The organism is Streptomyces malaysiensis subsp. malaysiensis (genome assembly GCF_040653035.1).
In the GTDB taxonomy this organism is placed as follows: domain Bacteria; phylum Actinomycetota; class Actinomycetes; order Streptomycetales; family Streptomycetaceae; genus Streptomyces; species Streptomyces malaysiensis.
Window position 1 is genome coordinate 1 of record NZ_JBEZNG010000010.1, and the last position, 13,025, is coordinate 13,025.

Sequence of the window (13,025 nt, forward strand, 5' to 3'; positions counted from 1 at the left end):
GCGCCGGTGACGGACGTCACCGGCGCGGCTCCGGAACCCAGGAGCCAGGGAACCCAAGAACCAAGGAACCGAAGGGAACGGCGCGACCGTGAAGACGCGTGAGCTGGGGCGGACCGGTATCCGGGTCAGCCCCTACTGTCTGGGCACGATGGTGTTCAACCCGATGGGCAACCCCGATCACGACGACTGTGTCCGGATCATCCACCGGGCGCTGGACTCGGGGATCAACTTCATCGACACCGCCGATGTGTACGGCCACGGGGAGTCCGAGGAGATCGTGGGCAAGGCGCTGAAGGGGCGGCGCGACGACATCGTGCTGGCCACCAAGGTCAACGGAAGGATAAGCGAGGACCCCAACCGCGGCGGCAGCTCCCGGCGCTGGATCGTCACCGAGGTCGAGCAGTCGCTGCGGCGCCTGGGGACCGACCACATCGACCTCTACCAGGTGCACCACCCCGACCCGCACACCGATATCGAGGAGACGCTCTCCGCGCTGACCGATCTGGTGCGCAGCGGCAAGGTGCGCGCCATCGGGTCCTCCAACCTCCCGGCCTCGGAGATCGTCGAGGCGCAGTGGGTCGCCGACCGGCGCGGACTGCACCGCTTCCGCACCGAGCAGCCCACGTACTCCATCCTCAACCGGGCGATCGAACAGGAGGTCCTGCCGGTCTGCCACCGCTACGGCATGGGCGTACTGGTGTGGAGCCCGCTGGCGATGGGCCTGCTCACCGGCCGCTACCGCAAGGGCGGGCCCACGGTGCGGAACGAGCGGATGAAGTGGGTGCCCCGCCATCTGACCGACGAGCGCAAACTCGACGCCGTGGAGCGGCTCATCCCGCTGGCCGAGGAGGCCGGTCTGTCGCTGACCCATCTGGCGATGGCCTTCGCCATCACCCACCCCGATGTCACCTCGGCCATCATCGGGCCGCGCACCATGGAGCAGTTGGAGGATCTCCTGGCCGGGGCCGCGGTGAGCCTCGATGACGAGATCCTCGACCGGATCGACCGGATCGTGGCGCCCGGAACCGACATCGGCCCGCTCGATGTGTCCTACACCCCGCCATCCGTCCAACACGCGGCGCTACGGCGGCGATCGGCCGATGAGCGCGCCGCGGTGGCACGATGACCGTTCTCGGCAACCGGGCGCTGGGCCGCGCGACGCTCGCCCGACAGCTGCTGCTCGACCGCGCCGATGTGCCGGTCGTCGACGCCGTCGCGCACCTGTGCGGTATGCAGGCGCAGGAGCCGCAGGAGCCGTTCACCGGGCTGTGGTCGCGGCTGCGCGCGTTCGCACCGGGCGCCCTCTCCGACCTGCTGATTCAGCGAAGCCTGGTGCGCACCCACCTCATGCGCCGCACCGTCCATCTCCTCACCGCCGATGACACCGTGGCCTGGCGGGCCCGCCACGACGCCATGCTGCGCCAGCGGGTGCTCGGGACCTACCGCCGCGAGCTGGCGGGGATAGACCTCGGCGAACTCGGCGCCGCGGGCCGGGCGGTGATGGCCGATGGCGAGCCGCGCTCGATGGCCGAGCTCGTCGGGGCGCTCGCCGCGCGCTGGCCGGGCCCGCCGCCGCGGGCGCTGGGCGAAATGCTGATCGCCGCCCTCGTCCCGGTGGCGCAGACGCCGCCCCGCGGGCTGTGGCGCGCCAAGGGAGGGGTGCGTAACGTCCTGCTCTCCTCCTGGCTGGGGCGGGAGATGGCCCCGCCCGCCCCCGATGGCGCCGATCCGGTCGGCCAGGCGCTGGTACGGCGGTATCTGGCCGCCTTCGGCCCCGCGGCCTCGGCCGATCTGCGCGCCTGGTGCGGTCTGGCCGGACTCCCGGCCGCGGTGGCGGCGATACGGGAGGAGCTGGTCACCTTCCGCGATGAACGCGGCCGGGAGCTGCTCGACCTCCCCGGCGCGCCACGCCCCGACCCCGACACGCCCGCGCCGGTACGGTTCCTGCCCGCGTTCGACAACGCGATCCTCGGATACCACGACCGCGGCCGGATCATCGACGACGCCCACCGCGGCCTTTCGGTGGCCGGGGAGCGCGTTGTGCTGGTGGACGGCCGGGTGGCCGCGACCTGGACCGTCGACGCCGGCACCGTGGCCGTCGCCCCGCTGGGCCGCCTCTCCCCCGCCGACCGCACCGCGGTGGCCGAGGAGGGGCGGGAACTGGCGTCGTTCCTCTCCGACGGCGAAAGCCATCGCGTAAGCGTCGCCGCCTCGCCAGGCTGAGCGGCTCCGCGCGACCGCCGCGCGCGGGCGTTCACGGGGCCGCCCGGTGGGCGGTGTTCACGGGGCCGCCCCGTCAGCGGTGCTCACCGGGGCGCCCCGGTCATGGGGCCGGGTCCTCCTGGCGCATGGGGGCGGTCCGGTCGTCGGGCGTGGCGGGGCGCGCTGGCGGCGTGGAACGGCCGCCGGGGCGGGCGAAACGGCGCATCATCGGCACCTCGACCCCGCGCCACAGCAGCAGCGACACCGCCACGCACAGCGCCGATACCGCCACGGACAACACCGTGGCGGTCACGGTGTCGAACGTCCGCCGGTCCAGCAGTACCCGGATCGCGTACAGCACCGGGAAGTGGACCATGTAGAGCGCGAACGACGCTTCGCCCAGCAGCACCAGGCCGCGACGGCCCAGCCGGCTCTCCCGGCCCTGGATGTCGCGGGTGGCGAGGGCCGGGATCAGGGCGGCCACCGGCAGACAGGTCGCCGCTCCCCATACGTACTCCTCCGGCAACTCCGGCCGCACCGCGAAGACCGCCGCCAGGGCGAGCAGCGGCCAGGCGGGGCGGAGCGCCGGCCAGCGGCCCAGCTGGACCGCCCGGGCGAGCACCAGGCCGAGGATGAACTCCAGCAGCCGCACCGGAGGGAAGAAGTAGATCAGCCACCAGCGCTCGGTCGACAGCGGTGACCAACTCCCCGGGGCCGCCTCGTCGGTGACGGCCATGGCCACCATCGGCATCGTCACCACCGCCCCCGCCACCAGGGCGATCACCGGCCACAGCAGCCGCGCCGGGACCGCCCGCACCGGCCGGATCAGCAGGGGGAAAAGAAGGTAGAAGAACGCCTCGCACGAGATGGACCACGTCACCGGATTGACACTGCTGAAATCGGTCATGGCCGGAACCCAGGCGTGTACCAGCAGCAGATTCCGGACCGCCTCCCCGAGCCCCGGATCCGGCACCGGAAGCAATGCGGCGGTGCCCGTCACCATGAGCAGACCCAGCATCAAGGCCCAGGTCACCGCGTGGTTGGGGAAGATCTTCACCACTCGGCGGCGCCAGAACCTGAGGGCGGTGTCGGACGGGGACGCGTTCCACGCCAGCACAAAGCCGCTGAGGAGGAAGAACGAGGAAACCGCCGCCGCGCTCGCCATGGACGAGGCGTCGGCGGCCTCGTAGACCCCCTGGGCCTCGAAGAATCGGCCCAGCGTCAGCACATGGCCCGCCAACACCACACCGGCCAGCAGAAAGCGAAGCCCCGTCAACGACGGCAGCCGATCGCCACGCGGTAACACACCGGCCACAGAAGACCCCTCCCCATACGAAGCAGGCACAGCACCCACGAGCCTGCCCGCCGCACCGCCCCGGCCCCAAGACCGCCCCTACGGGAACATCCACGCGAACACCACCACCCCCCGGGAGGACTCGCGTCAGTGCGAGGCCGGGGGCACGGGCGAGAGCCGGTAGGCGTTCCCGTCGGTGATCACATGACCGCCGGTGGGCGGCGGGAAGTGGGTGCCCAGCAGAAGGGTGCCCGTATCGGCGAGGGAGCCGAGAAGCTCGCGGCGGGTGGCCTCGGACTGCTCGGGGGCGATGTCCACGCACGAGCCGATGGCGGGATGGGCGAGCTGGACGGGGTGGTGGACACAGTCGCCGGTGATCAGCGCCCTCTCGCCGTGGCTGTCGAGCTGGAGGGCGATATGGCCGGGGGTGTGCCCGGGTGTGGGGATCAGCCGCAGCCCGGGGGCGACCTCGGTGCCCCCGGCCGGGACGTCGACCAAGTCGAGCAGTCCCGCGTCCTCGACGGGCGTCACGGAGTCATGGAACATCCGCGCACGCGGTTCGTCCATGTCGTAGGACGCCCAGAACTCACGCTCGGTACGGGAGGTGAGGTAGCGCGCCCGGGGAAAGGTGGGCACCCATGCGCCGTCCACCTCATGGGTGTTCCAGCCGACGTGGTCGGTGTGCAGATGGGTGAGGATCACCAGGTCGACGGATTCCGGAGGGAACCCGGCGGCGGTGAGTCGCTCCAGGTAGTCGGTACGCAGATCGTGCCAGGCCGGGTTGGCCCGCGTCTTGCCGTTGCCTATGCCGGTGTCGACCAGCACCCGCGCCCCGGCCACCTCGAAGGCGAAGCTGTGGCTGTCGAGGCGCAGGATGCCCCGCTGGTCGGCGAAGTCGGGGCGCAGCCAGTCCTGTTGGGCGACCACGTCGGCGGTGGCGTCGGGCAGCAGCCACGGCCCGGTCCGCGGTGGCAGCAGCACCTCCTCGATGCGGTGGACGGCGATGTCGCCCACGGTCCAGAAGGGGATGGTGTGCGGCGCGCGCGTGCTGGCGTGCGGTGTGCGCATGGTGTGTCGTCTCCTGGGTGGCTAGTGAGGGAGGGCGTTGGTGGTGCGGGGCGCGGTGCGGCGCCGTGACGCGGTCAGTGCCGCCACCGCCGCGGCGGCGAGCACGGCGGCACCGATGGCGTAGGCGTGGCAGGCGGTACGGAGCCCGTAGTGCTGGGTGGCGGCGCCCGCGGCGATGGCGGGCAGACTCATCGACAGATAGCTGAGGATGTAGTAGGCGGCCACGGTGGTGGCCCGGTCCCGCTCGTCGAGCGAGGCGAGCAGCAGCCGCAGCGCTCCCTGGGACACGGCGCCGAAGGCGACACCGGCCAGGGCCGCGCCTCCGAACAGGGCGAGCGGGCCGGCACCGTGCAGCGCGGCCAGGCTCAGGGCGGCGGAGGGGATGACGGCCAGGCAGCCGCCGGTCGCGGCGGCGCCCGGAGCCGTGCGCCGCAGTGTCCACACGGTGAGAGCGGCGGCGGCGCCGACGGTGAAGAACACCATCCCGCCCGCGGGAGGCGGAGTGCCGGGGGCCACCAGGCGTACGAGCGCGGGCCCCAGGGAGGAGTAGAGACCGCCCAGCGCCCAGACGGCGACGACGCCCGTGCCCACGGTCAGCAGCGCGCCGCGGGCCGACGGCGGGAGGCCGAGCCGCGGGCGCAGGGACCGCAGCGCCCCGGGCCGCCGGTGTCCGGTCTCCGCGGCGCGGGCGACCGCGGCCGCCTGGGCCACGAACAGCGCGGCCAGCAGCAGATAGACGGTGACCGTGGGTGCCGGGGAGAGGGCGATGAGGAGGGTCGAGGCCAGCACGCCGGCGGCCATCCCGGCCACCGGGGTGATGCTGTTGATCAGGGCCGGTCTGCCGGGGCGCAGGGGGTCTTCGAGGTCGAGGAGCGCCGCGCCCGAGGCGCTGGTGGCCGCGCCCGTGGCCGCCCCTTGCAGGACCCGGGCGGCGATCAGCGGTCCGGGCCCGTCCGCCGCGGCCAGCAGCGCCATCGAGCCCGCCTCCAGGATCAGCGCGCCCAGCAGGACGGGGCGCCGTCCCAGATGGTCGGAGAGGGCTCCGACGGTGAGCAGGGCCAGCAGCAGCGCCAGGGCGTAGGCACTGAAGATCACCGTGATGGTGAGCGCGGAGAGGTCCCAGCGGTCCTGGTAGAGCGGATACAGCGGGGTCGGGGCGCTGGACGCGGCCAGGAGTGCCGTGAGGACCGAGGCGTGGAGGACGAGGGGGCCGAGGGGGGCCGCGCGGTGCGCCGTGGCCTTCCGGATGGGGGCGGCCGCGTAGGGGCAGTGCGCGGGGGCGCCGGATATGGCGCTGGGCATGAGACTCCTTCTCGCTAAACGCTACGATTTTGCTTTAAGCGACCGTAGCCCCTACGATCACCTAACGCAAACCCTTAGCCTTTATCGCGAGAATCGGGGTCGCCGGGAGCGCGCCGCCGCGCTGGCCCAAGAAACGGAGACACCATGTCCACCGCCGGACTCACGCCCGAGGAGGCGGCCCGCTGGGCCGACCGGGCCGGGCTTCCGCTGCCGCCCGACCGCCACACCGCGGTGGCGGCCACCGCCCAGCACATCCACTCCGTCGTCGCCGTCCTGCGCGAACTCGACTTCGGCGACACCCCGCCCGCCTCCGTCTACCGCGCGGGAGAGGAGGAGCACGATGCGGCCGTATGAACTGACCCTCACCGCGGCCGCCGACGCGATCCGGGCCGGGCGGCTGTCCCCCGTCGAGCTGGTGGACTCCGTCCTGGAGCGCATCGAGCGGCTGGAACCCCACCTCAACGCCTACGCCACGGTGACCGCCGAACGGGCGCGTCTGACGGCCCGGGAGGCCGCCGACGACGTCGCGGCCGGCCGCCTCCGGGGCCCGCTGCACGGCATCCCGATGGGGCTGAAGGACCTGATCGACGTGGCGGGAGTGGCCACCGCCGCAGGTTCCCGGGTCCGCGCCGACCACCGCGCCCAGGCGGACAGCGCGGTCGCCGCACGCCTCGGCGCGTCCGGCGCGATCCTGGCCGGCAAGACCCACACCCATGAGTTCGCCTACGGGCTGATCACCCCGCAGACCCACAACGCCTGGGACACCGGGCGGGTCGCGGGCGGCTCAAGCGGCGGATCCGCCGTGGCCGTCGCCGCGGGCACCGCGACCTTCGCCCTGGGCACCGACACCGGCGGTTCCATACGCGTCCCGGCCGCGCTCAACGGGGTCGTCGGCCTCAAGCCGACGTACGGCCTCGTCCCCCGGCACGGCGTCACCTCCCTGTCGTGGTCGCTGGACCACGTCGGCCCCCTCACCCGCACCGTCGAGGACCAGGCCCTGGTCCTGGCGGTCCTGGCCGGGCACGACCCCCGCGACCCCGCGTCCCTGGCCGGGCCCGCGCGGGACTACCGGCCGGGCGCGGGCGAGGACCTGACGGGGCTGCGCGTCGGCGTGCCGCGCAACTACTACTTCGAGCGGGTCGACGCGGAGGTGGAAGCCGCGGTCCGGCGGGCCATCGACGGGCTCGAAGCCCTCGGCGCGCGCCTCGTCGAGGTCGAGATCCCCATGACCCGCTACATCCAGGCCACGCACTGGGGCCTGATGGTGCCGGAGGCCACCGCCTACCACGAGCGCACTCTGCGCGCGGCCCCCGAGCTGTACCAGACGGATGTGCGCACCCTGCTCGAGGCCGGCGAGCTGATGCCCGCCGGGGACTATCTGCGCGCCCAGCGCTCCCGGACGCTGATGCGGCGGGAGTGGGCGCGCATGCTCCAGGACGTCGACCTGATCGCCGCCCCGACCGTCCCGGCGACCGCGGTGAAGGCCGATGAGGAGGTGATCACCTGGCCGGACGGCACCGTCGAAGCCGTCTCCGAAGCCTATGTACGCCTCTCGGCCCCCGCCAACGTCACCGGGGTGCCGTCGCTGTCCATCCCGGTCGGCCATGACACGGCGGGCCTGCCGATCGGCATGCAGCTGCTCGGGCGGCCGCTCGGGGAGAGCGTGCTCCTGCGGGCCGGTCACGCCTACGAGCGGACCCGGCCCGCCCGCGAGCTCGCGCCGGTGGTCTGACGACGGCCCCGGGCCCGGTCTGGAGCCCACCGGCGGACGGCCGGGCCACGGCGGCCGAACTCCCCTGAGCAGCCTCGGGGCGCACCGCTCCTAGAAGCAACGGAATTGCCTTAAGGCTTAAGGTGGTGGAATGAGCAGGCAGATGGTGCGCCCCGGCGGGCGCAGCGCCCGGGTCCAGGCGGCGGTGCACACCGCCGTGCGCGAGCTGGAAGCCGAGGTGGGCCGCGACGCTCTGACGGTGCCGCTGATCGCCCAGCGCGCGGGGGTCACCCCCTCCACGATCTACCGCCGCTGGGGAGCCCTCACCGAGCTGCTGTCGGACGTGGCGGTCGAGCGCCTGCGGCCCGACACCGCGCCCGGGGACCACGGCGGCCTGGCGTCCGATCTGGCGGCCTGGGCCGAGCAGTTCCTCGACGAGATGTCCTCCCCCGCGGGCCGTGCCTATATCCGCGACGCCCTGCTCGGCGACCCGGACGGCAGCAACGCTGGCCGGTGCTCGGCCTACGCCGCCGATCAGGTCGACGTCATCCTGACCCGCGCGGCCGAGCGCGGGGAGGACACCCCCGCCGTCGAGACGGTCATGGACCGGGTCGTCTCACCTCTGATGTACCGCATCCTCTTCCGCCCCGCCGGGCTCGGCGCCGCGTATGCCCGCGGCCTGGTGGCGGGGCTTCTCGAAGGGGATTCGGCCGGGAACTGACGGCGTTCCCGGCGGGGTGGGTCAGCCGTCCCGGCGGGGTGGGTCAGCCGTCCCGGCCGGGTGCGTCAGCCGCGTGGGGTCGGCGTGCGCAGGAAGTCCGAGAGGGCCTCCAGCAGTCGGTCCACGTCCTCGCCGCTGTTGTAGGGGGCCAGGCCGATACGCAGTCCTCCGGTGTCGCCCAGGCCCAGCCTGCGGGACGCCTCCACGGCGTAGAAGGAGCCGGAGGGGGCGTCGACGCCACGGCTCGCGAGATGGCGGTAGGCGTCGGTGGTGTCGTGGCCGTCGATGGTCAGCAGCACGGTCGGGGTGCGGTCCGCCGCCCGGGAGTGGACGGTGATCGGGTCGAGGGCGGCCAGCCCCTCGTCGATACGCCGCCGAAGGGTGGCCTCGTGCCCTTCGAGGGCCGTGAACGCCGCCGCCAGCCGCTCCCTGCGGCCGCCTTCGGCGCCGGGGGCCAGGGTGGTGAGAAAGTCGACGGCGGCGCGGGTGCCGGCGAGGAATTCATAGGGCAGGGTGCCGAATTCGAAGCGCTCGGGAACGGCGTTCGAGGAGGGGAGCAGCTTGTCCGGGGTCAGGGTCTCCAGGAGCTCGGACGCGCTTGCCAGAACGCCGAGGTGGGGGCCGAGGAACTTGTAGGGGGAGCAGACGAAGAAGTCCGCGCCGAGCCGCTCGATGTCCACCTGGGCATGGGCGGCGTAGTGCACCCCGTCGACGTAGAGCAGCGCTCCGGCCGCGTGCGCCCGCCGGGAGATCTCCGGGATGGCGGGGCGGGTGCCGATCAGGTTCGATGCGGCGGTGACCGCGACCAGCCGGGTACGGTCGCCGAGCTGGGCGCTGACGTCATCGGGTGTCAGTTCGCCGGTGGCGGGGTCGAAGTCGGCCCAGCGCACGGTGGCCCCGGCGGCTTCGGCGGCCTGGATCCAGGGGCGGATGTTGGAGTCGTGGTCCAGCCGGGACACCACGACCTCGTCCCCCGGTGACCAGGTCTTGGCGAGGGTGCGGGCGAAGTCGTAGGTGAGGGCGGTGGCGCTGCGCCCGAAGACGATCCCGGCCGGGTCGGCGCCGAGCAGATCGGCCATGGCCTGCCGGGCCGACCGGACGAGGGCCTCGGCGTTGCGCTCCCCCGCTGTCAGGTGGCCGCGATTGGACAGGGGGTTGGCCAGTGCGTCGGAGACGGCCTCGATGACGGGGAGCGGGGTCTGGGTGCCTCCCGGGCCGTCGAAGTGGGCCGACCCGGCCTTCAGTGCGGGGAACTGCGCGCGGATGGCGGTGATGTCGTATGTCACGAGCGACTCCTTGCAGAGGTCCTGGCACAGGGGTGACCAGGGCGATCCTAGGCAGTCGACGGTGCGGAACGGCAGGGGGCGGGCAGGGGCCGCCGCGCCGGGGAGAGGTGTTCGGGCGCCCGGACGGCCACCCTGATTGAATCTGTGCGTATGGGGATGAATCGCCATCCTCTTCCGCCGCGCAGGACCGGGACGCAGAAGGCGGTGGCGCCGACGTGAGCAGCGACTCTCCTCCCCCGCCCGAGCGACCGGGAGGGCGGGGCAGGCACCCTCGGCGCGGTGTGACCGGCGGACCGGCGGGGCGGGCCTCACGGGCGGTGGCGCGGGCCCGCGGCACCGGTTCGGCGGCCCTGGCCGCGGCGGTGCGCCGGGCGGGGGACGAGAACGGGAGGGTCCATCCGGGACTGCGGCTGGCCACCGCGTACGTATGGCGGCTGATGGTCATCGGGGTGGCCGTCTATCTGGCGTTCTCGGTGCTGGGGCAGTTCGAACTCGTCGCGATCGCGGTGTTCCTGGCACTGGTGGCCACCGCCCTGCTGCGGCCGTTGGCCGATCTGCTGGCACGGGCGGTCCCCAGGCCGCTCGCGGTGGCGCTCGCGGTGTTCGGCACGCTGTTCGTCGTACTGGGGCTGCTGGCGCTGGTGGGAAGCGCGGCGGCCGCGGAGGCGGGCCGGCTCGTGGGAGAGCTGCGCGGTGGGATCGGCCGGATCGAGCGGTGGCTGGAGGGGCCGCCGTTCCATGTCCGGCGCGGTGTGCTCTCGGGGGCCCACCAGAAGGTCAGCGACTTTGTGACACGGCATCGCGGGGCGCTGATCAGCAAGGCGCTCAGCAGTGCGGGGCGGGTCGTGGAGGCGGGCACGGCGGCGTTCCTGGCCCTGTTCTGCTCGGTCTTCTTCGTCCATTCCGGCGACCGGATGTGGCAGTGGTTCCGGGAGCAGCTCCCCGAGCGCGCCCGGTCCACCTGGGATCGGGGGGCGCGGGCGGCCTGGAGCACCTTCGCCGGATACACCCGGGGCATCATCGTCGTGGCGGCCTCCAACGCGGTCCTGGTCGGCATCGCCCTGTCCGTGCTGCGGGTGCCGCTGGCCCTGCCGCTGACGCTGCTGGTCTTCTTCGCGACGTTCGTTCCGCTGATCGGTTCGCCCATCGCGCTGGCGGTGGCGACGGTGGTGGCTCTGGCCGGGCGCGGTCCGGCCATCGCGGCCGTGGTGCTGCTGCTGATCGTGGCGGTGGGTCAGTTCGAGGGCCATGTGCTGCATCCGCTGGTGATGAGCTGGGCGGTGCGGCTGCATCCGGTGGTGGTGGCGATCTCGGTCATCGCCGGCTCCATCATCGCGGGGGTGATCGGGGCGGTCGTGGCCGTGCCCATGGTGTCCGTCGCCTGGTCGGTGACCCGGGCGCTGCGCGGACAGCCGCCCGGCGGGGCCCGACCCGCGACGGGGCCACCTTCGCCACCCAAGCGCCCATAAATTGCATCTCAGATTCGCATTAAGTTAATCTGAGGCCATGCGGCTGACGAAGTCAACGGACCTGGCCCTCCGCACGATCATGCGGCTGGCGGTCACCGGAGCCGAGCCCTGCACCGCGCGGCAGATCGCCGGGGAGATGCAGGTGGCCTATAGCCATCTGGCCAAGGTGGCGGCCCGGCTCCAGCACCTGGACCTGATCGAGACACGGCGCGGACGGGGCGGCGGGCTGACGCTCACCGCGACCGGGCGCACCGCCTCGATCGGCCGGCTGGTCCGGGAGTTCGAAGGGGTCGGCGATGTCGTCGACTGCGAGGGGGATATGCCGTGTCCGCTGCGGCAGGGCTGCCAACTGCGCATGGCGCTGCGCCGGGCACAGGAGGCGTTCTTCGCCTCGCTCGACCCCCTGACGGTCGACGATCTGGTGGCGTCCCCGACCGGTCCGGTACTGCTGGGGCTGGTCGGGCGCGCACCCGGCTTGTCCCCATGAGGCCGCCGCGCGGGGCATGAACCCCGGGCCCCGCCCCGCCGAGCAGCGAGGACACGGAGGCCCTATGCCCGGCTCACCGACCATGCCGCATAATACGAATCTAAGATACAAGTTAGGCCCGCCCATGCTCACCCAGAAGTCCGCCGAGACCGTTCGCGCCACGCTTCCCGCCGTCGGTGAGGCCATCGACACCATCACCGACCTGTTCTACCGAAAGCTCTTCGCGGCCCACCCCGAACTGCTGCGGAATCTGTTCAACCGGGCCAATCAGGCGGCGGGCACCCAACGACAGGCTCTCGCGGGCGCGTTCGCCGCGTTCGCCACCGCCCTGGTCGAGCGGCCGGGCACCCGCCCCGACGCGCTGCTGAACCGGATCGCGCATAAGCACGCCTCGCTCGGGGTGAGCGCCGCGCAGTATCCGGTGGTGCACCGTCATCTGTCCGCCGCCATCGCGGAGGTGCTCGGCGACGCGGCCACCGAGGAGGTGACCGCCGCCTGGGACGAGGTCTACTGGCTGATGGCCGACGCCCTGATCCAGATCGAGCGGGGGCTGTACGCGGAGCGGGGTGTACTGGTCGGCGGGACCTGGCGGCAGTGGCGGGTGATCGAGCGGGTCCGGGAGACGGCGGATGTGGTCACCTTCCGGATCCGGCCCGCGGACGGCCGCCGCGCCCCGGCGTTCACGGCCGGCCAGTACATCTCGGTGCGGGTGGAGTTGGCCGACGGGGCCCACCAGATCCGTCAGTACAGCCTGACCAACGCCCCGGGCGCCACCGTGCGCTCCTTCTCCGTCAAGCGCGCGGACACCGGCGAGGGCCCGGCCGGTGAGGTCTCCGGCCATCTGCACGACCATGTCCACGAGGGCGATGCGCTCACCGTCTCCGCGCCGTTCGGCGACACCGTGCTCGACACCACGGACGCGCCGCTGCTGCTCGCCTCCGCGGGGATCGGCTGCACCCCGATGGTGGCCATGCTGGAGGATCTGGCGGCGCGCGGGCACCGGGCCCCGGTCATCGCCGTCCACGGCGACCGCTCCCCCGCCGACCACGCCCTGCGCGCCGACCAGGAGCGGCTGATCACCAAGCTGGCGCGGGGCACGGCCCACATCTGGTACGAGCGGCCCGAGGGCGACTGGCCGGCCGGGCGCACCGGCCTCGTGGACCTGTCCGGGATCGAGCTCCCCGATGGCGTCCAGGCGTATCTGTGCGGACCGCTGCCGTTCATGCGGTCGGTGCGGGCCCAGCTGCTGGATCGCGGTGTGCACCCCTCCGCGATCCACTACGAGGTCTTCGGTCCCGACCTGTGGCTGACGCGGGACGACGGCGAGGGCCGCTGACGCTCGCCGCCGCGCCCGTCCCCCGATGTTGGCCGGATGAACTCGAATGGCCCAGACGCCGGTCGCTTTTGCCCGGGGGAACGTGGGACCGTACGGACACGGGTTCTGCCCATTCCGTACACAACCGGTACGCAATGGTCCGTCCGGTA

Annotated in this window: 12 protein-coding genes; 8 read left to right on the forward strand and 4 right to left on the reverse strand. The window is 73.0% G+C overall.

What is annotated here, in order from left to right; translation table 11 throughout:
• The first annotated feature begins 88 nt into the window (after window positions 1-88).
• Both AB0E24_RS21210 and AB0E24_RS21215 read left to right on the forward strand, forming a co-directional pair.
• Window positions 89-1,126 (forward strand): aldo/keto reductase, encoded by a 1,038-nt coding sequence (locus AB0E24_RS21210; protein ID WP_359378940.1) that lies wholly within the window; start codon window positions 89-91, stop codon window positions 1,124-1,126.
• Window positions 1,123-2,223: a winged helix DNA-binding domain-containing protein gene (locus AB0E24_RS21215; protein ID WP_079256125.1), complete on the forward strand. Its 1,101-nt coding sequence runs from the start codon at window positions 1,123-1,125 to the stop codon at window positions 2,221-2,223. Before AB0E24_RS21210 ends, AB0E24_RS21215 begins: the two co-directional genes overlap by 4 nt.
• Before the next feature lie 100 nt (window positions 2,224-2,323).
• Here the strand turns inward: AB0E24_RS21215 and AB0E24_RS21220 are convergent, their stop codons facing one another.
• The 3 genes from AB0E24_RS21220 to AB0E24_RS21230 all read right to left on the reverse strand — a co-directional run bounded on the left by AB0E24_RS21220 (window position 2,324) and on the right by AB0E24_RS21230 (window position 5,866).
• Window positions 2,324-3,517 carry an acyltransferase family protein gene (locus tag AB0E24_RS21220; protein ID WP_359378943.1) on the reverse strand — a complete coding sequence of 398 codons (1,194 nt, stop codon included), beginning with the start codon at window positions 3,515-3,517 and terminating at the stop codon, window positions 2,324-2,326.
• Window positions 3,518-3,643: 126 nt separating this feature from the next.
• Entirely contained in the window at window positions 3,644-4,564 is a 921-nt protein-coding gene (locus tag AB0E24_RS21225) for an MBL fold metallo-hydrolase (RefSeq protein ID WP_093701636.1), read from the reverse strand.
• A gap of 21 nt (window positions 4,565-4,585) precedes the next feature.
• Window positions 4,586-5,866, reverse strand: a complete 1,281-nt coding sequence (locus AB0E24_RS21230) for an MFS transporter (protein WP_359378946.1) — start codon at window positions 5,864-5,866, stop codon at window positions 4,586-4,588.
• 144 nt (window positions 5,867-6,010) lie between these two features.
• On the opposite strand from AB0E24_RS21230, the gene AB0E24_RS21235 reads away from it, so the two are divergent.
• The 3 genes from AB0E24_RS21235 (at window position 6,011) to AB0E24_RS21245 (ending at window position 8,298) form a co-directional block, all read left to right on the forward strand.
• Window positions 6,011-6,220, forward strand: coding sequence for a hypothetical protein (locus tag AB0E24_RS21235; protein WP_069862411.1), 210 nt, complete (start codon window positions 6,011-6,013; stop codon window positions 6,218-6,220).
• Entirely contained in the window at window positions 6,207-7,598 is a 1,392-nt protein-coding gene (locus AB0E24_RS21240; RefSeq protein ID WP_359378950.1) for an amidase, read from the forward strand. Before AB0E24_RS21235 ends, AB0E24_RS21240 begins: the two co-directional genes overlap by 14 nt.
• A gap of 130 nt (window positions 7,599-7,728) precedes the next feature.
• On the forward strand, window positions 7,729-8,298 hold the full coding sequence (locus AB0E24_RS21245) for a TetR/AcrR family transcriptional regulator (RefSeq protein WP_099012369.1): 570 nt from the start codon (window positions 7,729-7,731) through the stop codon (window positions 8,296-8,298).
• Window positions 8,299-8,363: 65 nt separating this feature from the next.
• Here the strand turns inward: AB0E24_RS21245 and AB0E24_RS21250 are convergent, their stop codons facing one another.
• Window positions 8,364-9,584: a cysteine desulfurase-like protein gene (locus AB0E24_RS21250; protein WP_359378954.1), complete on the reverse strand. Its 1,221-nt coding sequence runs from the start codon at window positions 9,582-9,584 to the stop codon at window positions 8,364-8,366.
• Between the two features lie 215 nt (window positions 9,585-9,799).
• Here AB0E24_RS21250 and AB0E24_RS21255 point away from each other — a divergent pair, with 215 nt between their 5' ends.
• The 3 genes from AB0E24_RS21255 to AB0E24_RS21265 all read left to right on the forward strand — a co-directional run bounded on the left by AB0E24_RS21255 (window position 9,800) and on the right by AB0E24_RS21265 (window position 12,876).
• The gene (locus AB0E24_RS21255) at window positions 9,800-11,053 is read left to right on the forward strand and encodes an AI-2E family transporter (RefSeq protein ID WP_425508781.1); all 1,254 of its coding nucleotides are present in this window, start codon (window positions 9,800-9,802) and stop codon (window positions 11,051-11,053) included.
• A gap of 37 nt (window positions 11,054-11,090) precedes the next feature.
• The gene (locus AB0E24_RS21260) at window positions 11,091-11,540 is read left to right on the forward strand and encodes an RrF2 family transcriptional regulator (RefSeq protein WP_359378958.1); all 450 of its coding nucleotides are present in this window, start codon (window positions 11,091-11,093) and stop codon (window positions 11,538-11,540) included.
• Between the two features lie 124 nt (window positions 11,541-11,664).
• A complete protein-coding gene (locus AB0E24_RS21265) occupies window positions 11,665-12,876 on the forward strand; it encodes a globin domain-containing protein (protein ID WP_359378961.1) in 1,212 nt (403 codons plus the stop codon).
• Window positions 12,877-13,025 lie beyond the last annotated feature (149 nt).

Excerpts from the sequence above, each read along its gene's own strand:
- AB0E24_RS21225 (WP_093701636.1), bottom strand. The coding sequence starts at position 4,564 with ATGCGCACACCGCACGCCAGCACGCGCGCGCCGCACACCATCCCCTTC.
- AB0E24_RS21265 (WP_359378961.1), top strand. The coding sequence starts at position 11,665 with ATGCTCACCCAGAAGTCCGCCGAGACCGTTCGCGCCACGCTTCCCGCC.
- AB0E24_RS21245 (WP_099012369.1), top strand. The coding sequence starts at position 7,729 with ATGAGCAGGCAGATGGTGCGCCCCGGCGGGCGCAGCGCCCGGGTCCAG.
- AB0E24_RS21260 (WP_359378958.1), top strand. The coding sequence starts at position 11,091 with ATGCGGCTGACGAAGTCAACGGACCTGGCCCTCCGCACGATCATGCGG.
- AB0E24_RS21235 (WP_069862411.1), top strand. The coding sequence starts at position 6,011 with ATGTCCACCGCCGGACTCACGCCCGAGGAGGCGGCCCGCTGGGCCGAC.
- AB0E24_RS21215 (WP_079256125.1), top strand. The coding sequence starts at position 1,123 with ATGACCGTTCTCGGCAACCGGGCGCTGGGCCGCGCGACGCTCGCCCGA.
- AB0E24_RS21240 (WP_359378950.1), top strand. The coding sequence starts at position 6,207 with ATGCGGCCGTATGAACTGACCCTCACCGCGGCCGCCGACGCGATCCGG.
- AB0E24_RS21230 (WP_359378946.1), bottom strand. The coding sequence starts at position 5,866 with ATGCCCAGCGCCATATCCGGCGCCCCCGCGCACTGCCCCTACGCGGCC.